The organism is Candidatus Methylopumilus planktonicus, assembly GCF_006364715.1.
Taxonomy (GTDB): domain Bacteria; phylum Pseudomonadota; class Gammaproteobacteria; order Burkholderiales; family Methylophilaceae; genus Methylopumilus; species Methylopumilus planktonicus_A.
The window spans coordinates 35,542-58,154 of sequence record NZ_CP040984.1 but is presented as its reverse complement, the minus strand read 5'-3'; the positions used below and the strand labels follow the sequence as shown (position 1 = coordinate 58,154).

Sequence of the window (22,613 nt, the reverse complement as noted above, 5' to 3'; positions counted from 1 at the left end):
ACCTTTAAACAAACCAAGGCGCTCTAGCAGTCATGATTAACTGTTTCGCACGCTCTTCATCCATTGAAGTCATTTCAACCAATTCATCTACAGCAAGATCTGCAAGATCATCCATTTTCGAAATACCTTTTGAAGCAAGAAGGTTAGCCGTAGCGTCATCCATGCCTTCCATTGTGAGAAGGTCTTCTGCCGCTTCTTCAACTTTTTCTTCTTTTGCAATCGCTTCAGTGAGAAGAGCTGCACGTGCGCGCGAACGAAGTTCATTCACCGTATCTTCATCGAACGCTTCGATCTCTACCATCTCTTGCAATGGCACATAAGCAATTTCTTCTAGCGTGCTAAATCCTTCTTGCACAAGAATGTCGGCCACATCTTCGTCCACATCAAGTTTCGCCATGAATAATTGGCTCGTACTTGCATATTCCTCTTCATTTTTCTTAGAGGACTCTTCTTCTGTCAGTATATTAATATTCCAACCTGTAAGCTCGGAGGCAAGACGAACGTTTTGTCCATTTCGCCCAATTGCTTGCGCTAAATTTTCTTCATTCACTACAACATCCATACTGTGTTTTTCTTCATCGACCACAATGCTTGAAACTTCAGCCGGTGCCATCGCATTGATAACAAACTGTGCTGGCTCCATGGACCATAAAACAATATCGACACGCTCTCCTGCAAGCTCACCTGTCACTGCTTGAACCCTTGATCCTCGCATACCTACACATGTGCCTACTGGATCAATTCTTTGATCGTTTGCTTTCACAGCAATTTTTGAACGCAACCCTGGGTCACGTGATGCCGATTTAATTTCTAGTAAGCCTTCTTCAATTTCTGGTACTTCAAGTTCAAATAAACGCACAAGAAATTCAGGTGCTGTTCTAGATAAAATAAGCTGTGGTCCGCGATGACTTCTTTCAACGTTTGTCAGATAGGCTCTTACACGATCGCCGATACGTAAATTTTCTTTAGGGATCATTTGATCACGAGGAAGGACCGCTTCAATACGACCCACTTCAATGATTCCATTTCCGCGATCCATACGTTTGATTACACCGGTCACTAATTTTTCATTGCGGCCCAAGAAATCTTCTAAAATTTGTTCTCTTTCAGCTTCGCGTACTTTTTGTAAGATGACTTGTTTTGCAGCTTGTGCGCCGATACGTCCAAATTCAATCGACTCCAAAGGCACTTCAATCGTATCGTTTTCGACCTTGCCTTCAGCGCGAGGATCCAGAAGAGAAATTTGAGCGTGTTCATTCTCAATGAGCTCATCATTTAAAAAAGTCCAACGTCTAAAAGATTTATATTCACCTGTGTCACGATCAATTTCAACGCGCACATCAATATCTTCTGTATTTTTTTTCTTTGTAGCTGAAGCCAAGGCTGATTCAAGAGCCTCAAAGACCACATCTTTGTTCACATTTTTTTCATGGGCTAAAGCATCTACTAACAATAAAATCTCGCGACTCATCTCAATCTCCGCAACTATTTTCTAACGTTTAAATTCTGGGCTCAATCGAGCTTTATCAATATTTGATAAAGCGAAGCGATAGAGCTCACCCTCGCACAACAAAAGTACAGTATCTTTTTCTGTCCCATCAATCGTGCCTAAAAAATTTTTACGCGCATCTAAAGGCATTCTTAGCTTCACAGAAGCCCGCTCACCTTTAAAGCGTTCAAAATCAGCTAATTTCTTTAACACGCGATCCATACCAGGGGATGAAACCTCTAGTCGGTCGTAATCTAAATCCTGCTCTACGGTAAGAACGTGGCCTAAATGGTTGCTCACTAAAGTGCAATCATCAATCGTCACTGAATCAGGCTTATCAATATAAACACGCAAAAGCTTTCCTCGATTTGAAATCTCCAAATCTGCCAACTCATAGCCGAGTTGCTGTAAGGTTTTTTCAATTAATGTTTCAAGCTTTTCCATCTTACAAGGCTGATTTCCTAAAATTCCCCAAGTTGCAGAAACAAAAAATGGGCTTAAAGCCCATCAATATTTTCATGCCGAATTATATCAATAAATTCAGATAATTGAAATCAAAAGTTCATTCAAAATCAATATGATCCATCACATTAAAGAACTTTAATCTTTGCGAATTTTCGCTTGCCCACCTGGGCCACAAATTCACTATTTTTAGAAACCATTTTTTTACCATCTTCAAGACGCTCTCCGTCAATTTTTATGCCGCCGCCTTCGATGAGGCGCATGGCTTCAGATGTGCTCGCCACAAGTGAGGCTTCTTTAAGAAGCTGCAAAATGCCAATCGTATCAGCCTGAATCGTGATATTTACTTCAGGAATATTGTCTGGAATACCTCCTTTAGAGCGCGTCTCGAAATTTTCTAACGCCTCAATAGCAGCCTCTTTTGAATGAAAGCGCGCTACAATTTCTTGAGCAAACGTGACTTTAATGTCGCGAGGATTTTGACCTGCTTTGACATGGGCTTTCCAGCCTGCAATCTCATCCATGGGTGCAAAAGAAAGTAGCTCAATATATCGCCACATTAATTCATCTGAAACTGACATAATTTTTGCAAATATGATTTCAGGTGCTTCATTAATCCCTATGTAATTGCCCAAGGATTTAGACATTTTTTGTACCCCATCCAAACCTTCGAGAAGCGGCATGGTAATGACACATTGGGGAGATTGACCTGATTGCTTTTGTAACTCGCGACCCATTAATAAATTAAATTTTTGATCAGTACCACCTAATTCCACGTCTGCTTTCAATGCCACCGAGTCATAACCCTGAAGAAGAGGATATAGAAATTCATGAATAGCGATGGGCTGATTGGCTTTATATCTTTTACTAAAATCATCGCGCTCTAACATACGAGCTACTGTATGGCTTGCAGCTAATTTAAGCATGCCTGCTGCACCTAAATCAGTCAGCCACTTTGAATTAAAAACAACCTCGGTTTGATCGCGCTTCAATATTTTAAAAACTTGATCGGCATAGCTGTCAGCATTTTTTTTCACTTCATCTTGAGATAGAGGGGGGCGTGTTGCACTTTTGCCAGTGGGGTCACCAATCATGCCCGTGAAGTCGCCAATTAAAAATAAAACATGATGGCCTAAGTCCTGAAACTGTCTTAGTTTATTTAATAAAACAGTATGGCCTAAATGAAGATCAGGGGCTGTAGGATCAAAGCCGGCCTTAACTCTTAAAGGCTTACCTTTTTTAAGTTTTTCGAGAAGCTCTTCTTCTAGAAGAATTTCTTCGGCGCCTCGTTTGATGAGTGCTAACGCTTGATTGATTTCAGTAGCCACAAATATTTCCGATGGTTTTATTGAAGTTTAATAATTGCAATCATTTTAGCCTAAATTATTTTACCAATATGGAAAATAGCGGAAATAAACCATTTACAATCCTACACATGAATGAATTATTTATAGGTCTTATGTCTGGCACCAGCCTTGATGGGATGGATGCTGTGCTTGTTAATTTTGGTGATTCGCCTCAAGACATCAAAATTATGGGTCATAGTTATGTCCCCTACGAAGATACATTGAAAAAAAGTCTTTTAGGACTTCATTTACCGTATACCAATGAGCTCGAAGATAGCCTCATCGCAGGCAATATAGTGAGCCAAAAAGCCTATCAAGCTATTGAAGCTTTACTTAAAAAAACAGGTACTACACCCAAAGACGTCAAAGCGATTGGGTTTCATGGACAAACCATTCGCCATCAGCCACAAAAAGGCTTCACCTTGCAAATTGGAAATCCTGCGCTCTTAGCTGAGCTTTCTTATATCAATGTGATTGCTGATTTTCGCAGTCGCGATGTTGCAGCAGGGGGACAGGGCGCCCCCTTAGTACCTGCATTTCATAAAGAAATTTTTTCACACCCAACAACGCATCGTGCGATTGTAAATATTGGTGGGATTGCCAACATCACCCTATTAAATCCCGAAACTTCAGTATCAGGCTTTGATAGTGGGCCTGGCAATCTTTTATTAGATCACTGGAGTCAAAAGCACCTTCGTAAAGCATTCGATGAGGATGGTTCTTGGGCCAAGGAAGGCGAGCTTATTCAAACGCTTCTTGATGCATTTTTTAAAGATCCTTATTTTGAAAAAACTGCGCCCAAAAGCACAGGTCGCGATCACTTCAATGAAGCTTGGCTCATCAAACACTTACAAAAATCCTACCCCACTCAAGATATCCAAAGAACGCTATTGGAACTCACCGCATTAGGTATTTCAAAAGCGATAGGTACTCATAACACAAATATCACAGAAATTTATCTGTGTGGTGGTGGCGCTTTAAATAGTTTTTTAGTTGAGCGATTAAAATCATTAATGCCTCAAATAAAAATCCAACTCACCGATGCCCTTGGCATGCCGACACAACATGTGGAAGCTGCTGCATTTGCATGGCTTGCAAAACAAACACTATTTTTAAAAGCAGGTAACTTACCTCAAGTCACTGGCGCTAAAGGCTTGCGTATTTTAGGTGCAATCTATCCCGCCTAAAGATAGCGCTAGCAAAAGTGTTATGAGAAGTTATAATTCATTTAATAATTAATTTTATTTTTCAAAAATGAAATCAACTAAAGTCACATTAAACTTCGATCAAGAATCAACATCCATAGAATTGCCTTTGGTCAAAAGTACCATGGGTAATGATGCGATTGATATTCGCCAATTAGGGACTCATCAAATCTTTAGTTATGATCCTGGTTTTATGTCGACGGCTTCGTGTAGCTCTGAAATTACTTTTATTGATGGCGAAAAAGGTCTTTTACTTTATCGTGGCTATCCTATTGAACAGCTTGCAGAACATTATGACTTCTTAGATGTGGCCTATCTCTTGATGCATGGTGAATTACCAAAACCACAAGAAAAAGAAACATTTTCGACTACCATTACTCGCCATACAATGCTCCACGATCAGCTCAATAATATTTTTCGTGGGTTTAGACGTGATGCTCACCCTATGGCTGTTATGGTAGGTGTCGTAGGCTCTATGTCTGCATTCTATAACGATAGTATGGATGTCTCAGACGCCCAACATCGTTTAATTGCAGCACACCAATTATTAGCAAAGGTTCCTACGATAGCAGCTTGGAGTTTCAAATATCGATCAGGGCAACCATTTACCTACCCACAAAATCATTTAAATTATGCTGAGAATTTTATGCATATGATGTTTGCAACGCCATGTGAAGAATACAAAATTAACCCTGTACTCGCTAAAGCTTTTGAGCGCATTTTAATTCTTCATGCAGACCATGAACAAAATGCATCAACTTCTACAGTAAGACTCGCGGGCTCTTCAGGGGCAAACCCTTTTGCATGTATCGCTGCAGGCATTGCATCTCTTTGGGGTCCAGCGCACGGCGGTGCAAACGAAGCTACTTTGAAAATGCTCGAAGAAATTGAAGATGAAAGTCGTATTGGTGCATTTATCAAACGCGCAAAAGATAAAGATGATTCATTCCGTATGATGGGCTTTGGTCATCGCATTTATCGCAACAAAGACCCACGTGCAGAAATTATGCGCAAGACCTGCCATGAAGTTCTCAATGAACTTGGTTTAAAAGATGATCCTATTTTTAAACTTGCAATGAAGTTAGAACAAATTGCACTCGAGGATGAATACTTCATTGAGAAAAAACTTTATCCCAATGTGGATTTCTATTCTGGCATTGTGATGCGAGCTATGGGGATTCCTAATTCAATGTTTACTGCCGTATTTGCACTTGCAAGAACAGCCGGCTGGGTCGCTCAATGGAATGAAATGGTAGGTCAGCCTGGCAATAAAATTGGCAGGCCGCGCCAAGTTTACACAGGTAAACCTCGACGCGACGTTCCTAAAAATAATTAGCGTTAAGCTGAGAAGGAAGAACCACAACCGCATGTTGTTTGTGCGTTTGGATTCTTAATCACAAATTGCGAGCCTTGAACACTGTCTTGGTAATCAATTTCAGCGCCCATTAAATACTGCAAACTCATAGGATCAATGAGCAAAGTCACTGAATCTTTTGTGACTTGCGTATCATCTTCATTCGTAGTTTCTTCAAATGTAAATCCATATTGAAATCCTGAACATCCGCCACCACTTACGAATACACGAAGTTTTAACTCTGGCTGACCTTCTTCTTCAATCAATGCCTTGACCTTTTTTACAGCATTATCTGTAAAAATAAGTGGGGTTGGCATTTCCATTTCTTTTGATTCAACGATTTGATTCATAATATTTACTCCTCATTATTTCTTTTTTTGTGTCTGATAATCTTTAGCTACTTCTTTAAGCCGTCCGTACACTTTAGCACCTGCATGAATTTCTATCACCTTATATTCGATATCGCCCATGATTTTGGCATTTGCATGAAGCTCTAAATATTCAGCACATATGATATTACCAGTCACATCTCCACCAATAATAGCCGTGTGTGCAGAAACATTTCCCTTAATGCGACTCTTGTTACCCATAATAAGAGTGCCTGCTGTGCCTGGAAGTTCAGTGAGGTTGCCTTGAATTGAACCATCCACACGAATTCCCCCTGAATAAGTCACATTTCCGCGCACCGAAATGTTTTTATCAATCAGCGTATCGATCGTACGCGCTTTATTTTTTTTATTAAAAAACATGAAATATCCTTTATCGTTTCTTGCCTACAATTTTTTCGTAAAAAAGAATGTCTTCTTTTAGCTTATTATTTTCTTCTTGAAGCTTAGAAATATCGCCTGAAACCTTATCACCTGAAATCGATTTAAGCTGGATCTCAATTTTTTGTTGTAATAACTGGCCTTGTATTGATTGATTCTCCGTTTCTAATGCTTCAATTTTTGAAATAAAGCCAATCATTGAACCACCGTTTAATTCCCAGTAAGTCAATCCTACGCCGCCTATAAATGAGAGGGCTGCAATCATCAAATAGGTGTGCCAAGAAGCGCCTGTTTTAATACGCATTCTTCGGCGGGTGACGCCAAAATATTTTGCATAGGTTCGCTTAACTTTTCTCATAGAAACAACACTTTATGGCATCAAGGGCACAAGATCAAGCCCAGAAATCTCTGGAAAATCAAACATAAGATTCATATTCTGAACAGCCTGTCCTGCCGCGCCTTTCACGAGATTATCAATGACAGATAAAATAACAACCTTATGGCTTCCTTGCGGCTGATGGATACTGATGCGACATTGATTTGAGCCTCTTACAGATCTTGTTTCTGGATGAGACCCTTTTGGCATGACGTCTACAAAAGACTCATCTTTATATCTTGCTTCAAAAAGTGCTTGTATATCTGTTTTTTTAGTAAGCGTTGCATAAAGTGTTGCGTGTATGCCTCTAATCATAGGCGTTAAATGAGGCACAAAAGTTAAATGCACTGCCTGATTCGCAAGACTACTAAGCCCTTGAGTGATTTCGGGTAAATGTCTATGCCCTTCGACTCCGTATGCTTTAAAGTTATCGGAAGCTTCCGCCATCAATGCATTTACTTCAGCTTTTCTGCCGGCTCCAGATACACCTGATTTAGCATCTGCGATTAAATCATCAAGGTCGATCACACCTGATTCGATCAATGGCATAAATCCCAATTGAATAGCTGTGGGATAACAGCCGGGATTAGCCACAAGTGATGCCTTTTTAATTTTTTCTCTATTCATCTCCGGCAGGCCATAAATAGCATCTTTTAGTAGATCGCTACATGAATGCGGCATGTTGTACCACTTTTCCCAGACGTTAGCGTCTTTTAGCCTAAAATCAGCTGCCAAATCAATCACTTTGACCCCGGCTTTAAGAAGTGCTGGTACTTCTTGCATGGCAATCCCATTAGGCGTCGCAAAAAACACGAGGTCACAATTCGTTAAATTAGCCGTCTTCGGATCTTCAAATTTAAGATCAATGAGACCTCTTAAGCTTGGAAATAAGCTCGCAATCGATAAACCAGCCTCTGCTCTAGACGTCACAGCCTGGATCGTCACATGAGGATGTTTGACTAGAATTCTTAATAGCTCAACGCCGGTATAACCAGTCGCACCGACCACGCCTACTTTAATCTTGGACATATTACTCATCACTTGGCACCTTTAATTTGAAAGAAGTTTTAATCCTTAAAAACCATACTAACAAAATTTATTTAACTCTATATAACAAAAAAGCCGCTTGAAAGCGGCCTTTTTGCTCTTTGGAACTTGAAACAATTAACGTTTCGAGAATTGTTTACGTCTACGAGCTTTTCGAAGACCCACTTTTTTACGCTCAACTTCGCGTGCATCGCGTGTTACAAAGCCAGCTTGCGAAAGCGTGCTTTTTAAATTTGTATCATAGTCAATCAATGCACGTGTAATGCCATGACGCACAGCACCTGCTTGACCAGATTCACCGCCACCGATAACGTTCACATTGATATCAAATGTGCCTAACGTGTTGGTTAAGTCGAGTGGTTGGCGAAAAATCATACGGGAGGTATAACGTGAAAAATATTCATCCGCAGGTTTGTCGTTCACAGTAATTAAGCCTTTACCTGGCTTCATGAACACACGAGCTACTGAGCTCTTTCTGCGACCTGTTCCGTAATTGTATTTACCTATCATAGTGTTTCCTTAACTATATGCTTAATGGTTGTGGTTGTTGTGCCACATGATCATGGGTTGGGCCTGTATAGACTTTCATCTTTTTAATCATGGCATAACCCAAAGGTCCTTTTGGTAGCATTCCCTTCACTGCCTTTTCTAAAGCACGGCCTGGAAAACGGTCTTGCATCTTAGAGAAGTTCGTTGTTGAAATACCGCCTGGATAACCTGAGTGGCTATGGTAAAGCTTTCCGTCGCCTTTGTTACCCGTTACTTTAATTTTTTCCGCGTTGATCACAACAATGTAATCACCCGTATCTACGTGCGGTGTATAAATGGCTTTATGTTTGCCACGTAATCGATGTGCAATCGCACTTGCTAATCTACCCAATACTGCGTCAGTTCCGTCTACAACGAACCAATCGTGTTTTACTTCATGGGATTTTGCTGAAAATGTCTTCATTTCAATACCAACTTTTGCGCTATAAATTTAAAAAAAGAGGTGAATTCTATGCCAAAACTGCCTGTTTTGTCAATTTTATTAATGATTTAGTTCACATGAAGATAGTGAAAAAACACCCCTAAAAAGACAAACCCGCCTAAGTAATTATTGCTTAAAAAAGCAGCAAAACAGGCTTTTGGGTTAAGTGTCCGAATTTGACGGTAAAGAAACCCAATAAAAATGAGGCTTAACCCTATAAACACATAAAAAGGCCAACCAAAATTTTCTAACTGCCCCACCCAAATCAAGGATCCCATCATACAGGTATAACAGAACATGATGGCTTCTTTCACATAAGCCCCAAACCAAATAGCTGAAGAGCGAATGCCGATTTTTAAATCGTCGTTTTTATCCGTCACCGCATAAAGTGTATCGTAAGCAATCGCCCAAAATACATTAGCTGAGAATAGAAGCCATGTTGTCATGGATAAAGGAATATCATTTGCGACAAAGGCGATAGGAATGCCCATACCAAAACTTAACCCCAAATAGGCTTGTGGCATCACAAAAAATCTTTTTGTGAGCGGATAAGTGAGTGCTAAAAATAAAGCGATTAATGAAAAGTAAAATGCTTCTTTATTTAAAAATAAAACGCATATCAATGCCCCAAATAACAATGCGATCAATAAAAAAAATGCGTTTTTAACTGGAATGGATTGATTAGCTAATGGTCTTAATTTTGTGCGCGCAACATAAGAATCAAATTTGCGATCAAGAATATCATTTACTACACACCCTGCTGAGCGCATTAGGAATGTGCCTAAAATAAAAATGGTGAGATGCTGAACGGTTGGCAAGCCATTGCTTGCTATAAAAAGCGCCCATAAGGTTGGCCACAGTAATAAAAAAATACCAATGGGTTTATCAAGACGCATTAAGCGAATGAATTGTTTTATAGCAAACATGAGAATTTAACTCGAAAAAAATTAAGTTGAGATTACTCTAACTTGAATCGAATGGGAACCAAGATACTAAATGATTTGCCTTTTAAAATTTCTGGCGGCACAGGAAAAGGAGAGGCACGCTTAACCATCTCTAAACCTTCATTATCAAGCACATCAAATCCGCTACTTTTCAGAATCTTAGAAGAAGTTAACTCGCCGTCACCATTAAGCTTTACTTCTAAAACAAGTTCACCCTGCCATCCGCGCATTTGAGCAATTTTGGGATACATTTTAAATTTAGCAATATGTCTTGCAAGGATATTACTAAAATCATTAAGCGCTGCTTCACCTGCATTTTTAACATCTGAGTTCGCTTGTGTCGGTGTAGCCTCTTTCTTTTCTTCGGGTTTAGTTTCGGCTTCTTTGGTTGGTTTTTGCTGAGACGGGATAGGATTCTCTGCGTCTTTTTTAATGACTGGAATAATCTTTTTTTCAACAGGCTTAGGTACTTGCGCTGGCTGCGGCACTGTCTCACTCACATGATTTTCTAATTTTTGGAATGTTATTTGTAATTCTGGCGGGGGCTGAATTGGTTTTTTAAAAAATCCTGTGAAGTTAATTAAAAACATAAGATGAATCAAGAGCGATAAAAAAATCGCACGATTAAGATCGAATCCATTAAAGAAATTTTTTACATTATTCATAAACTATCTTAAAAATTATTTACACTCGGCTTTATTTTCAGCCTTACATTTTTCCGATGTATTCGACGTCGAAGTTGAAACAGGCGAGGTAGATGTGCCGCTATCTATAAAACTAGCACTTACATTACCAATAACAACGTCGCCACTCAAGTTATTTTTAACAGGTATGAAAGCTGTGATACTTTTCGCATCACTTGATGAGGCGACTCTTCCAACAGCGCCAGCCACAAATCCTCTAGTACCAGGCGGTGTTCCAGGCACAGGATTTATAACAGGTGTTTCGTTTCGCCTTACTGAATATTGATAATTTACAAATTCTTTGGTAGTTATAGCGCTAGACTCCGTTGTATTTCTTGATCCATCAGTAACACCTCGACTTGATATGGGTAAAGTTACGTTGTTAAGGTTAATATTTTGATAATTGTATGTTGGCCCTGGGAATAACATAGTTTCATTATCTGTAATAAGATTAAGTAGCGGCTTCCATGAGTTATATAAAACATCAGGGCTTGGGAGGCCATTTGTATCTAATGCCATTCTAATATTGCCAGAGTCTCCGCATGAACCAGGAACACCTACACCAACATAGCAATAACCTTTTGCTTTTAAAATTAGTGTGTGGGTGGGTGTTGATGACTCATCATCAAAAGTATATTTATAATCTGTCACATCAGGACTTCCATCAGCATTCGTTTTTGGAAGTTCCTTTCCATAAAAACTAATGGTTGGATCTAATGAAATTAATGAACGAATCGCACCATTCGATCCATTATTACCAATATTTACGTGGCCTCTATAGGTTTGGTTATACTCTGTCGTCACATCGGCTTTGATAAAAATTTCATTCCCCGTAACCTCTAAATTCCTAAGATTATCTGTTGTTCTTATTGCGCTTCCAGCATAATTTGTGCTTGTTGAGTAATTTCTATTGCCGTAAGCGACGTAGTCATTTCCATTTGAACTATTTAATAAGAGGACTTCTGTGTTTGTCGTCTCTAAAAGTGGATCGAAGCCTACTTTTTCTTTAAACATCACATATCCCAAGCCGGCATTTACAGTTAAATCATAATTTCCTTTAATTGTTGAATTAAATCCAATGTCATAATCATTTGAGTTTAATGTTGCATGGCCAACTAAAGTTACAGCACCTCCATAATACTGGCCCCATGATGTTTGAAGCGTTTCATCTAATTGTGTAACAACATTTTTCACTGTAAGTGCATTTGTAACTTCAAAAAAGTCATCTCCAGTTGTTATAGATCCTGCGATAGATGAATCGCCTCTAACATATACCATGGCGCTTCCACTGCTATTGGTGATTGAGCTATTCACGTCCATTCTGAGTGTTTCTGCAGTTAATTTACGATTCACTAAATCTAGTGATGTATTAACAAGGTTGAGAGAGTTAAAAGTTAAATCTCTATTTGTATTTCCATCAACGATAGTTATAGAGCCGAGATTACTCAAAGTTAAATCAGAAGGAAGATTAACTCTGCCATTGTTTGCAGTTAACCTTAGGCTATTGCTGGTTAAATACTTAAGAGCAACAATGCCAGATCCACCGTCACCGCCATTATTATTGGCGTTGTAATGTGAACCACCGCCACCGCCACCGCCGGTATTATCACCTCCGTTACCTCCTGGCATATTAGCCCAACAATTTGTGCAACCGCCGCCGCCCGCTTGACCATTGTTATAGCCAAGACCGCCTGAAGTAACACCTACAGCGCCACCGCCACCGCCGCCAAGACCGCCGTTACCTCCAATATTTGAATAACCAGAGCCACCGCCGCCGCCACCCCAGAAGAAACTATCGCCTAAAATAGAATTTTCAATGCCAATACCTCCATTAGCTGGATTGGTAGATCCCGCTCCACCGGCTCCACCACCACCACCTGGATACCATGCCCATATGCCGAAAGATCCATTATTGCCTTGACCTGAAGTTCCGGTGCCTGCTGCGCCACCACCATATCCGCCGCCGCCGCCGTAGCCACCATTAGGTCCTTGAGCACCACCTGATGCACCACCACCACTACCCCCATTGCCGGCTGGATGTGTTGATTGATCGTGATTTGATGCGCCGCCGCCGCCGCCAACCGCTACTAAGCCGGCAAATGATGAGTTGGAACCATTACTTCCCGCAACCTGGCCATTACCTGCTGGCGCTCCACTGCCTCCTTGACCCACCACTACGGCATACGAATTTAATCTAGTTAAAGCTACAGCACTTGATGAAATCACACCACCACCACCACCACCACCACCCATATCTGAACCGCCGCCGCCGCCGCCGCCTACAATTAGAACTTCGGTTGAACCTGATGCTGCAATCCATGTATATGTTCCATTAGAACTATTATATGAAATGCCAGTAATTAAATTATTTGAATTAGTTGCTGTATAAGTGTCTGCATTAAATTTATAAAGGCCATCACCCAAAAATGTGAGCAAAGCACTGCCTATTGCGTTGACGTTACCAGCTAAATTAATACTACCATTTAAACTTGTTAATCCCACAGCTCCATTAATTACGATATCCGTCGAATACGTTTGATCATTCGCTGTATAAACATCACTTGCAATATAAGCGCCGCCCGAAATAGTTAAGCTAGATAGTGCGTCAGTTAAACTCCCGCCACCTACAGTACCAATAAATGAAATTTTTCCTGAACCAACGTTCGCTGTTAAACCATACGCACCTTTTAATGTTGAATTAAAAGTGATGTCATCGTTTGAAGTTGTAAGGGCAACAGATGCATTTAATAATGTAGCACCATAAATTTGCGTGCCTGTTGTTGAGATATTTTTATCAAGAATAGATGCACCTAGGCTAGAAAAATTATTAATATTGTTTAAAGCACCAATAAACCTTGTTATGCCTATTCCTGAATTAATACTTAAATCATAAGGTCCAGATATACTCGAATTAAATGTAATGTTGCTATTGGAAGATGCAAAAGTCATATTTCCGGATAATGTAATTGCGCCATTATAAGTTTGAGTGCCTGCGGTAATAATTGAACCCATAAGTGAACTTGCGTTTAATATATTTAAACTCGAAGTGCCACTTGAATTGATAATCGAACTAAAGCTATTGCTCATAGTTAAAACATTCAGCGATAAATCTTTATTAACCAAATCAAGGTTGCCACCTGATAAAGTTAATCCATTGGTTGATACACCTAAAGATGATAGTGAGCCACTTAATCTCAAAGTGCCCCCGCTAACTGTTGTTGCTCCTGTAAACGTGTTAGCCCCTGACAGCATTAATAAGCCATCACCTGCTTTTGTAAAGTTCATATTGCCAGAAATAATTTCTGTGATAGCGCTCGCGTCTGCAACAGTCACAGTAAGTCCAGATAATGAAGTTAATGCTTGAGCATTAAAAGTTTGTGCGTTTACAGTAAGATTTCTTGGTATTCCATCTGTTGATATATTTCCTATAATAGTGACCGCAGCATTAGCACTTGATATTGTGCTATCACCTAGTAGTGTCACAGGTCCTGTTAATGTTACTCCTGTTGTACCTCCGCCCCCCATCGCGCCATTGGGGTTACTATAAAAATAACCTAATCCATCTGACACTTCACTTCTAACACCAGCAACATAACTTGACGCTCCAGGCAGCATAAATTTGGTCCACATATAGTCGCCGCCGCCGCCTTCGTTGAAGGTGGCGTAGATTGGATAACGATTACCCGCGACTAAAGAAACTGTGCCATATATGGTTTGACAACAACCTGGTGCTCGAACGACTAAACCTCTTTCACCTACATTAGGTTGTGAACTTGAGGATTGAACACGTGTAATAAAATCACTGATACTTTCATTAGCATTGCCCATGAATAAGTAGTGATCGTCGTCGGCATAGGTTGCAAACGTATAGGTTCCTGTAGTCGGCGCTATGTAATACCCGGTGGCACGCACTGAATAATTTGAATCACAATCATAAGTTGGGCACACATAAATACTTGTGCTGGTTGCAGTTGTGACAGCTACGGTTCCATTGGCAGCATTAATAGTGGTAATCGGATTAGAGCTTGATGTTGGCATCGATGTAGCATGGCCATCATTAATATTACGTCGTGTGGCAGTATTATAAAAAGTCATATTGCCATACGCTTGACCTACGAACTTCTCGAAGTAGAGGCCGTCGATTAAACCCATGACGGTTGAAATATCGCCACCGACATTTATGCCTCCTGATGCATTCACTTCAAGACGAGCTACTGGGCTAATATCTCCTATTGCGCCTCCCAAAGACACTATTCCAGTTCCTGCATTTATTACTAGCTCAAACTCTCCGTTAATCGTTGATCCGAAAGTAACATCACTATTGTCACTTATAATTGTTGTATCTCGAACAAGCGTTGATGCACCAGCAAAACTTGCAATACCAGATGTTGTAATCGCGCCACCGATGTTACTTGTGCCGCTGATGACAATTGATGTTGCAACAATTGTACCTTCATTAAAATTTGCATTGTTTAAATTAATAATATCCAGCGTCCATGTTCCCATTCCCAACTTTGCAATTGAACTTGATGTATTTGTAAGATCAGTTGCCCAAGTGATATCTTGTCCATTAGTATCAACGTTGAATGCTTGAGCTGAAGCTGAACTAAGTCGACTTGAATAGTCTGTTTGATTTGAACTTGTATATTGAAGAGTACCGCCACCAAATGAGATCGAACCTGATGAACCAATAGCATCAGCAGAGCCTACACTTAAAAAGCCTGCATTAATATTAGTGCCGCCAGTGTAAGTATTATTTCCACTTAAAGTTAAAGTGCCTGAACCTGATTTAGTAAGTGCAATGACTGATCCGGCTACACCGTTTTCAATCAAACCACTAAATGAACTTGATGTATCATCAGCACCAATCGTTATAGTAGGTGTGCCTGATGAAGAGCTTGTGATCAAACCATCACCTGAGAGGGAGCCAATCGTTTCAGAAAAACCATTAAGATCTAATGTACCTGAAAGACTTACTGCGGATGAATTTGAGATAGCATTTAATGCGCCTAATTTAACGGTACCTGCTGATATGGTTGTAGCACCTGTATATAAACTGCCAGCACCATTTAACGTTAAAGCGCCTGATCCTAATTTAGTAAGACTCATCGCGCCTGAAATTACACCTCCAATACTATTCAAGAGGCTGTTTGAATTAATTGTGAATGCCCCATCTGCAACAGAACCGGCTATTTGAACATCACCTGCTCCAGAATTAATAATCAGCGAGCCATTGTATTTAAGAACAACAATACCTGATCCACCATCACCGCCTTTATTATTGCCGGAGTAATGTGAGCCACCACCACCACCACCACCAGTGTTGGCACCTGCGTTACCACCAGGCATGTTAGCGTGACAATTTATGCAACCGCCTCCACCAGCTTGACCGTTGTTATAACCAGCGCCACCTGTCGTAGTTCCTACAGCACCGCCGCCGCCGCCGCCAAGCCCTCCGTTACCACCATCCACCGAGTAGCCAGAACCGCCGCCGCCGCCGCCCCAGTAATAACTTGTACCTAGGATGCTGTTTTCAATACCTATGCCACCAAAAGCATCTCCAGGGTTTCGTCCTGAACCACCAACAGCTCCGGCACCACCACCACCACCTGAGTAATATTGGCCTTGTCCAGCGCCACCAGCAAAGCCTTGACCAATTGTGCCAGCGCCATTGCGTCCTGTATTACCATCACTAAAGCCTGATCCCCCGCCGCCTGATCCACCAACTCCAGCATACCCATTGAGTGGTCCATATCCATAGTATGAACTTCCTCCATAACCACCGCCAATAGCTGTGAGTGTGCCACCCGCATATGTAAGTGAGGAGTTACCGCCTTGCAAAGCGTTAACAGTATAGGCATGTCCGCCAGATTGGCCGTTTGTACCTGCAGCAGGGGCGCCGTTACCACCTGCGCCTACTTTAATTTCATACCAAGCCTGAGATGTTGTTGAAACAGTGTCATAAATAACGCCTCCACCTCCACCTCCACCGCCCATATCCATACCGCCGCCACCACCTCCTGCAACAAGAAGAGCTTCTGCAGAAGTCGATTGAGCCTGCCATGAGTAGGTTGAGGTTGATGAATTGTAAAGAACATTGATTGGACTTGATCCAACTCCTACCGTATAACTTGTACCGTTATATTTATAGATCCCACCACCTAAAAATTCGATAAGGCCTGAGATACCAATTACATTCCCTGTGATATTTACATCCCCACCGTTACTTGTGAGAGTAACGCCACTAAAAAGTCTAATATTGCTATTAAATGTTTGATTGCCATAAGTTGTAATGTTGCTCGTAAGATTTGTATTTGTCGCTGTAAATGTGGCTGAATTTCCAGCACCTGATAATGTGATTTCTTGATTAACGTAAATATCATTTGCGGCAATTAAAGTTAATGAAGCGCCAGCACCTGATAATATGATTTCTTGATTAACGTAAATATCATTTGCAGCAATTAAAGTTAGTGATGCACCAACACCTGATGATGTTATAGAGGCATCGATGATAATGTCGCCATCACCTGATTCTTCTGAAATATTATTTGTACCTACTGTATTAGGTGAACTTGTTGTGGTAATTGTGACTGAAGAGCCTGCGTTTAGAACTGTTTGGATATAGCCAGCTTTTACTGAATCAATTGTAATATTGAAAGGATCAAGGAGCCACATACCACCTCGGCCTGCATTGATTGAACCTAAAAGATTAACTGTGCTTGCGGATGTTTCAATGAATCCGCCTTGATTATTTTGATTGTTTAAATTTATTTGTGATGCATTTAAAACTGAATTTAAATCTATCTCTGTATATCTTGAGAAAGGAATGAGTTGATTTGCTAAATCATTTCCAACTTTGATGGTACCGCCTTGGATGTATCCTCTTGCTGAAATCTCGGTGCTGGAGATTATGGTATTTTTCACACCGGATAGTAAAATTGTTCCCCCAACACCTGCCCCTCCGTTAGTTTGGATAAAGCTTTGTTGGAAATTCACATCGCCATTATTTGAAGCCACGACAACTAATCCACCATTAGCGGTACCATTCGCCAATAAGTTTAAATTGTTCATTAAAATGTTTTGCGAAGCATTGATCTTAATTGTGCCTCCGCGACCACTTTCGCCATTAGTCATGATCGCACCTGCAACGGTAACAGCTCCATGACTAGATAAAATTTCGACCACCCCACCATTGTTACCTGCGGTCATTATATTTCCAGAAGAGCTTATATTCACTTCATCACTACCTTTTAATAGTATGCGACCTGAATTTTGTTTTGATCCTGAGCGTAAATTACCGGTAATTGCAAGTCGCGCTCCTAACAGTGCCAAGAATGGGGATGAATCTTGACTCGAATTTCCATACGCATTTAAATTACCTGCCACAGAAATTGTAGGTGCCTCTGCATCAATATTTCTTACATTGATAGTTGATGATGAACTTACAAGAATAGATTCGTAACTTGAAAGAATTAAATCGAGCGGTGCTGATTCATGGCTTGAAATATTTCCAGCAATATTCATTTGAGTTTTTGTATTAATTTCAAAAAATGATTTCGTGCCAGCTATTTTTTCTATGATTTGACCTTTTAATAAATCAAATGAAGAAGCGAGGAGATTTAATTTAACGTTCGAAATATTTAAAGTGTTTGAAATAACATCAGCAATTGAGCTAGTCATAGTGAGATTCGGTAAATTAATTGTCCATGTACCTTTGTCACTTAACACATCTTGATTATTTGCATTCACTGTTGAAGTGTTCGCTAAAGTTAAAGTGTCGGCATTTGTTTCAATCGCTCCACCTTTCCCAGAAGATAAACCGCCAAGTGCTGTCATCTCTCCTGCTAATGACGTTGAAGGTGCAGATGTTTTAATGACACCACCATTGCCTGACTCGATTGCGGATACATTAATTTTAGATTGAGCCTCTGTAGTTAAAATGCGTGATGCTGAAATGGCCACTGATCCACCAGCCACTGCGCCATGCGCTAGCGTTTCTGAATTAGCAGCAATATTGATACTGTCTCCATCAATCATGATTCGGCCACCCACACTGACAACTTTATTAGCGACATTACTCGCATCTAATGTGCCACTTTGTTTAATCACACCGGACACTAGAGTATTTATAGCTTTAGCAGATAAAATAATCGTGCCGCCGTTCACAGTGACCGCTGATTTGTTTTCAATGAGGGTATTAATGGTTGCAGGTGTTGTTGTGATTGAAGCTAAATGAGAAGTGGTATCAAAGTTTAAAGTCACACTCTCACCAGCTGCCATAACAACTGTGCCCATTTGAGCCACAATCAAACCTGAGTTTCTAACTTCAGGAGCAAGCATTGCTACATAACCATTTAAGCCAGCTTTAATATTGCCTTCATTAATCACACTAGCTGTTGAACCATTGCGATCAAAATGATATTTACCATTGTTGTAATTATCATTCGAAATTGAATGTGTCGTTGCAGCAATTGAACCTACATCAAGACTTGCAGATTTACTAAAATAAACACCTGCTGTGTTTTGTAAGATCACTTCACCTATCGCATTAATCTTGCCATAAATTTGTGAAGGTGTGCCGCTTGAAATTCGATTGAGTGTGGATGCGCTGCTATTCGGTTGATTGAAATTTACTGTGGCATCTTTACCTACATTGAATGAATCCCAATTGACGATGGCACGTTGTGATGTTTGATTCACATTGAGTGTTGCACCAGAAGTAGCAATCGACGCATCGCCTGAAACCACTTGACCGCCTGTAGGAAGCGCATTCACTGCTGGTTCTGCATAGGCGAATTCAGCTAAGCTTAAGAGAAGGCTTAGCACGAGAATAAATGCCTGTTTTAGATGCTGAATAACTTTTTTCAAGGGAGCATAACTTTAAATATTATGTACAGATTATCCTTTATAAATTACCTATAAAATAGGTCTATGAGATATTTTATATTCGGTTTTTTTTCATTTTGAAATATTTGTAACTAACTGATATTAATAAATAAATAAACCTTAAATTTTCTATGGTTTATTTATTATTCGGTAGGTTTAGATGGGTATGTAATGCAAAAAAGCTTCTGGCATAGATCTAGGGTTAAATTTCTGTGGGCCACTGTACCCGCTATAGGTTGATTTTCTAAAAAAGGACTTCTAACAAATGCTTGAAGAGATCTAAGCAAAAGTCGCATTTCATCCTCTTCAATTTTTCTGAAAGAATTCGTTTTGTTACGCTTGCGACATTCTATGAGAGGATCAATTAAGACATCTATAATTAGATTTATTTTTTCAGGCTCTTCTGATTTAGTAAGCACAATTTTAAAAAGATATTGAAGCATCTTAATTTTTAATTTATTTGCTCTTTCAAAATTTTTATTAACTAAGATTTCACACAAATCTTCACACGACTTATTTTTTGGAAATTTATTTATTTCATCTGCAAGCTCAAGAAAAATTTCTAATCTTTTTTTTAAAAAAATATTTATAAAAACTTGATCGAGATTTTTGAAGTGATGATAAATATTTCCAACAGAATAACCTGAATGCTTAGATAAATTTTTAGCGGTTATTAAATTGATATTGCCGGATAAAACTAATTTTTCTCCAGCAAGTAAAATTGCTGTTTGTGTTTTTTTAGCCGTTCTTGATATTTTTTTATCGGCGTTCATTTGTAAAAATTCTTTGTCTTAGAGTATTTTAAGACTAGAAAACTATTGAAGCTTTAAGCCAATAAAAATTGCTATGCTTAGTTCCATCAGAATCCGTGCCATCTACTTGAGGGTTTGGATTATTTCCAATACGTCTTGACCATATTGCTGAAAGTGTTGACCGATAAGAGCCTACAAAACCAGTCCACTCAATAGATGTGCCATAACCTTTCATATTAAAACTATTTTTACCAGTTGCATTTTCTAGGCCTGTAGAGTTATTTGTATTATCAATATATTGTCTTGCAAAACCATAATCATAGAATCCTATTGCTGTAAGGTTTGCTGATAATTCTTTATGCAAAGCTGCACTTAATAAATAACCTTCGCTACCTGAGCCTTCGCTTGTAGGATAAGCTCTGACACCCGATGCACCTCCAAGATAAAATTTCTGTGATGAATCTAAATTACTATCCGATAATTGGCCACTAAATTTTAAGACAGAGCTAATCGTTTCAGTAAAGAACTGGGTATTGTTGATGTTCCATCTCAAACGATTAAATCTTCCCTTAGTACCCTCTTCAATTTTAGATGTCTGAAACGCTAAAGGCGAGTCCTCGTAATTTGCATATCCGAGATCTAAATCAATTGATGCAGATGTTTCACCTGCGACAAATAAAGTATTTTTATGATTAAGAGAGCTCCCTACATTAAATAAGTCAATAAAGTAATTACTTTCCACAGCTTCTTGAGCTTTATTCCTAAAATGTTTTCTTTCTAAAAAAGAAGATATGCTTAAATCAAAAGCTCTAGAACGATAGACTGGATAACTTGCTTCAATTTGAGCAGTTTCAGCAGTGCCTTCTGGATTTAGAGATAAAGCAGCACCAGCGATAACATCATATTTAAGCGCGCTCGCATTGATACCCATGCGTAGTCCGGAATATCCTATAGGTCTATTAAAGGACAATCTCGCATAATCTGTGCCTTTGGAGTGAAGTAGGCCTAAATCAATTCGGTCGCCTACACCTAGAGGGCTTAAAAATGATGCATTTGCTTGATACCTCAGTGTGCCAGTTGCACGTGAACCATAATTATCAGCTGATAACATAGCGACATAATTAGGTTCATTGTTAATATTTAAAAGTGAATCTGTTTCACCATCTCTAGTTCCTGATTGTAATGATTGAGTTACAGACGCTCCGGGTAATTCATCAGCAATTAATACGGCCCTATTAAGGGCATTTAAATTTAATACTTCGCCTTTTTTATTACTATACTCAATAAATTTCTGAATAATTTCAGGGTGAATTCGATATGTTTTATTTGGATCAGGCTGTAATTGAGCGCCACCAAATTTGGCCTCAATGATAATAATTTTTACATTACCTTCGGTGATATCTTGCTTAGGCAATGAGGCTGTAGCTAGATAGCCTTTATCTTTATATACAACACTTAATGAATCAACTGCTAGCTTTAATTCTTCAAGTGTAATTTCACGATTTAAATACTCTTTTAAAAAAGCTTGAAGTTCATTTGACGAAAGAAGCTTATTACCTTCAAATGAAAAGCTGACAACCTTAAAAGTAGCTCCTTGAGATTTCGGTTTAGGTGTTTCTTTATCTTCTTCAATGCGAGGAGGGGTCTTAAGAGGTTCTTTCTTTTTTTGATTACGCTCAATTTGATTAAGCTGATCACCAGCATCCACAGCAAATGCAATTTGACTGCCCAATAGGGAAGCGAGAAACACATAATATAAAGATAAATCTCTAATTTTCATTGGCTTTTAAAAGACATAATTTACGCAAGCTCCACTATAAAGTGAATCAAAACAAATTTCTGCCAACTATAATTTACAAATCTGGACTTTATAAGAAGATTTCTATCAGGTCAAGATGAGCGCCTTCTTTTTCCCATGATGACTTCCTAGCCCATAAAGACTTTTTATGAGTTGGGCTTATTGAACTGACATGATCAAACAAAGAATTACCTAAAAATAACTCCTTATAGAATACTGAGATTTTTTTTATTTCTGCTGAATCAAATAAAATTGTGGCTAATGATTGATCGCCCAAATTTTTGAGAGAACTCCAAGCCTGAAGTAAATCATCTTCCTTAACTAGGGTTCTAGCAAATACCCTTGGCTTATCGTTACTCTTTAAGATAACCTCTCGCGTGTAAAAGGTTTTATCTAATAAATAAACACCTTCATACACAATTTCAACTTTAACTTCATCAAACTCCTTTTTTAGTCGCTCCGTTAAAGATCCTTCTTCTGTCAGCCACGATAACTCATTGCCTTCAACTTTAGGTGATATTAGCCAAGTCATGG

General features: G+C 39.5%; 17 protein-coding genes. 2 read left to right on the top strand and 15 right to left on the bottom strand.

The window, feature by feature from the left end:
- Positions 1-4 precede the first annotated feature (4 nt).
- The 3 genes from nusA to tyrS all read right to left on the bottom strand — a co-directional run bounded on the left by nusA (position 5) and on the right by tyrS (position 3,279).
- Positions 5-1,471 (bottom strand): transcription termination factor NusA, encoded by a 1,467-nt coding sequence (gene nusA, locus FIT63_RS00260; RefSeq protein ID WP_140004815.1) that lies wholly within the window; start codon positions 1,469-1,471, stop codon positions 5-7.
- A 21-nt stretch (positions 1,472-1,492) separates the two neighbouring features.
- On the bottom strand, positions 1,493-1,933 hold the full coding sequence (rimP, locus tag FIT63_RS00255) for a ribosome maturation factor RimP (protein WP_140006086.1): 441 nt from the start codon (positions 1,931-1,933) through the stop codon (positions 1,493-1,495).
- A gap of 146 nt (positions 1,934-2,079) precedes the next feature.
- Positions 2,080-3,279, bottom strand: coding sequence for a tyrosine--tRNA ligase (gene tyrS, locus FIT63_RS00250; RefSeq protein WP_140006085.1), 1,200 nt, complete (start codon positions 3,277-3,279; stop codon positions 2,080-2,082).
- A gap of 68 nt (positions 3,280-3,347) precedes the next feature.
- On the opposite strand from tyrS, the gene FIT63_RS00245 reads away from it, so the two are divergent.
- Together FIT63_RS00245 and gltA are read left to right on the top strand one after the other, a co-directional pair.
- On the top strand, positions 3,348-4,484 hold the full coding sequence (locus FIT63_RS00245; protein WP_223259917.1) for an anhydro-N-acetylmuramic acid kinase: 1,137 nt from the start codon (positions 3,348-3,350) through the stop codon (positions 4,482-4,484).
- A gap of 67 nt (positions 4,485-4,551) precedes the next feature.
- Positions 4,552-5,838: a citrate synthase gene (gene gltA / locus FIT63_RS00240; protein ID WP_140006084.1), complete on the top strand. Its 1,287-nt coding sequence runs from the start codon at positions 4,552-4,554 to the stop codon at positions 5,836-5,838.
- Between the two features lie 2 nt (positions 5,839-5,840).
- Here the strand turns inward: gltA and erpA are convergent, their stop codons facing one another.
- From erpA to FIT63_RS00180, 12 genes are all read right to left on the bottom strand, one after another.
- The gene (gene erpA, locus FIT63_RS00235) at positions 5,841-6,206 is read right to left on the bottom strand and encodes an iron-sulfur cluster insertion protein ErpA (RefSeq protein ID WP_046486655.1); all 366 of its coding nucleotides are present in this window, start codon (positions 6,204-6,206) and stop codon (positions 5,841-5,843) included.
- A gap of 15 nt (positions 6,207-6,221) precedes the next feature.
- Positions 6,222-6,605: a bactofilin family protein gene (locus tag FIT63_RS00230; protein WP_140006083.1), complete on the bottom strand. Its 384-nt coding sequence runs from the start codon at positions 6,603-6,605 to the stop codon at positions 6,222-6,224.
- Positions 6,606-6,615: 10 nt separating this feature from the next.
- Positions 6,616-6,981, bottom strand: a complete 366-nt coding sequence (locus tag FIT63_RS00225) for a hypothetical protein (protein ID WP_140006082.1) — start codon at positions 6,979-6,981, stop codon at positions 6,616-6,618.
- Positions 6,982-6,993: 12 nt separating this feature from the next.
- Positions 6,994-8,028 (bottom strand): N-acetyl-gamma-glutamyl-phosphate reductase, encoded by a 1,035-nt coding sequence (gene argC / locus FIT63_RS00220; protein WP_140007130.1) that lies wholly within the window; start codon positions 8,026-8,028, stop codon positions 6,994-6,996.
- A gap of 135 nt (positions 8,029-8,163) precedes the next feature.
- Positions 8,164-8,556, bottom strand: a complete 393-nt coding sequence (gene rpsI, locus FIT63_RS00215) for a 30S ribosomal protein S9 (RefSeq protein ID WP_140006081.1) — start codon at positions 8,554-8,556, stop codon at positions 8,164-8,166.
- A 13-nt stretch (positions 8,557-8,569) separates the two neighbouring features.
- Positions 8,570-8,998: a 50S ribosomal protein L13 gene (gene rplM, locus FIT63_RS00210; RefSeq protein ID WP_140004809.1), complete on the bottom strand. Its 429-nt coding sequence runs from the start codon at positions 8,996-8,998 to the stop codon at positions 8,570-8,572.
- Between the two features lie 86 nt (positions 8,999-9,084).
- Positions 9,085-9,942, bottom strand: coding sequence for a 4-hydroxybenzoate octaprenyltransferase (gene ubiA / locus FIT63_RS00205; RefSeq protein ID WP_140006080.1), 858 nt, complete (start codon positions 9,940-9,942; stop codon positions 9,085-9,087).
- 32 nt (positions 9,943-9,974) lie between these two features.
- Entirely contained in the window at positions 9,975-10,625 is a 651-nt protein-coding gene (tolA, locus tag FIT63_RS00200; RefSeq protein WP_140006079.1) for a cell envelope integrity protein TolA, read from the bottom strand.
- Positions 10,626-10,640: 15 nt separating this feature from the next.
- Positions 10,641-19,511 (bottom strand): autotransporter-associated beta strand repeat-containing protein, encoded by an 8,871-nt coding sequence (locus FIT63_RS06880; protein ID WP_140017556.1) that lies wholly within the window; start codon positions 19,509-19,511, stop codon positions 10,641-10,643.
- 161 nt (positions 19,512-19,672) lie between these two features.
- Positions 19,673-20,302, bottom strand: coding sequence for a TetR/AcrR family transcriptional regulator (locus tag FIT63_RS00190; RefSeq protein WP_140006077.1), 630 nt, complete (start codon positions 20,300-20,302; stop codon positions 19,673-19,675).
- Between the two features lie 34 nt (positions 20,303-20,336).
- Complete coding sequence (locus tag FIT63_RS00185) at positions 20,337-22,061, bottom strand: ShlB/FhaC/HecB family hemolysin secretion/activation protein (protein WP_140006076.1); 1,725 nt, start codon at positions 22,059-22,061, stop codon at positions 20,337-20,339.
- Positions 22,062-22,149: 88 nt separating this feature from the next.
- A complete protein-coding gene (locus tag FIT63_RS00180; protein ID WP_140006075.1) occupies positions 22,150-22,611 on the bottom strand; it encodes a chorismate--pyruvate lyase family protein in 462 nt (153 codons plus the stop codon).
- Between the last annotated feature and the right edge of the window lie 2 nt (positions 22,612-22,613).

Excerpts from the sequence above, each read along its gene's own strand:
- FIT63_RS00225 (WP_140006082.1), bottom strand. The coding sequence starts at position 6,981 with ATGAGAAAAGTTAAGCGAACCTATGCAAAATATTTTGGCGTCACCCGC.
- tolA (WP_140006079.1), bottom strand. The coding sequence starts at position 10,625 with ATGAATAATGTAAAAAATTTCTTTAATGGATTCGATCTTAATCGTGCG.
- erpA (WP_046486655.1), bottom strand. The coding sequence starts at position 6,206 with ATGAATCAAATCGTTGAATCAAAAGAAATGGAAATGCCAACCCCACTT.
- ubiA (WP_140006080.1), bottom strand. The coding sequence starts at position 9,942 with ATGTTTGCTATAAAACAATTCATTCGCTTAATGCGTCTTGATAAACCC.
- FIT63_RS00180 (WP_140006075.1), bottom strand. The coding sequence starts at position 22,611 with ATGACTTGGCTAATATCACCTAAAGTTGAAGGCAATGAGTTATCGTGG.
- rimP (WP_140006086.1), bottom strand. The coding sequence starts at position 1,933 with ATGGAAAAGCTTGAAACATTAATTGAAAAAACCTTACAGCAACTCGGC.
- FIT63_RS00185 (WP_140006076.1), bottom strand. The coding sequence starts at position 22,061 with ATGAAAATTAGAGATTTATCTTTATATTATGTGTTTCTCGCTTCCCTA.
- rpsI (WP_140006081.1), bottom strand. The coding sequence starts at position 8,556 with ATGATAGGTAAATACAATTACGGAACAGGTCGCAGAAAGAGCTCAGTA.
- FIT63_RS00190 (WP_140006077.1), bottom strand. The coding sequence starts at position 20,302 with ATGAACGCCGATAAAAAAATATCAAGAACGGCTAAAAAAACACAAACA.
- rplM (WP_140004809.1), bottom strand. The coding sequence starts at position 8,998 with ATGAAGACATTTTCAGCAAAATCCCATGAAGTAAAACACGATTGGTTC.
- gltA (WP_140006084.1), top strand. The coding sequence starts at position 4,552 with ATGAAATCAACTAAAGTCACATTAAACTTCGATCAAGAATCAACATCC.
- nusA (WP_140004815.1), bottom strand. The coding sequence starts at position 1,471 with ATGAGTCGCGAGATTTTATTGTTAGTAGATGCTTTAGCCCATGAAAAA.
- FIT63_RS00230 (WP_140006083.1), bottom strand. The coding sequence starts at position 6,605 with ATGTTTTTTAATAAAAAAAATAAAGCGCGTACGATCGATACGCTGATT.
- argC (WP_140007130.1), bottom strand. The coding sequence starts at position 8,028 with ATGTCCAAGATTAAAGTAGGCGTGGTCGGTGCGACTGGTTATACCGGC.
- FIT63_RS00245 (WP_223259917.1), top strand. The coding sequence starts at position 3,348 with ATGGAAAATAGCGGAAATAAACCATTTACAATCCTACACATGAATGAA.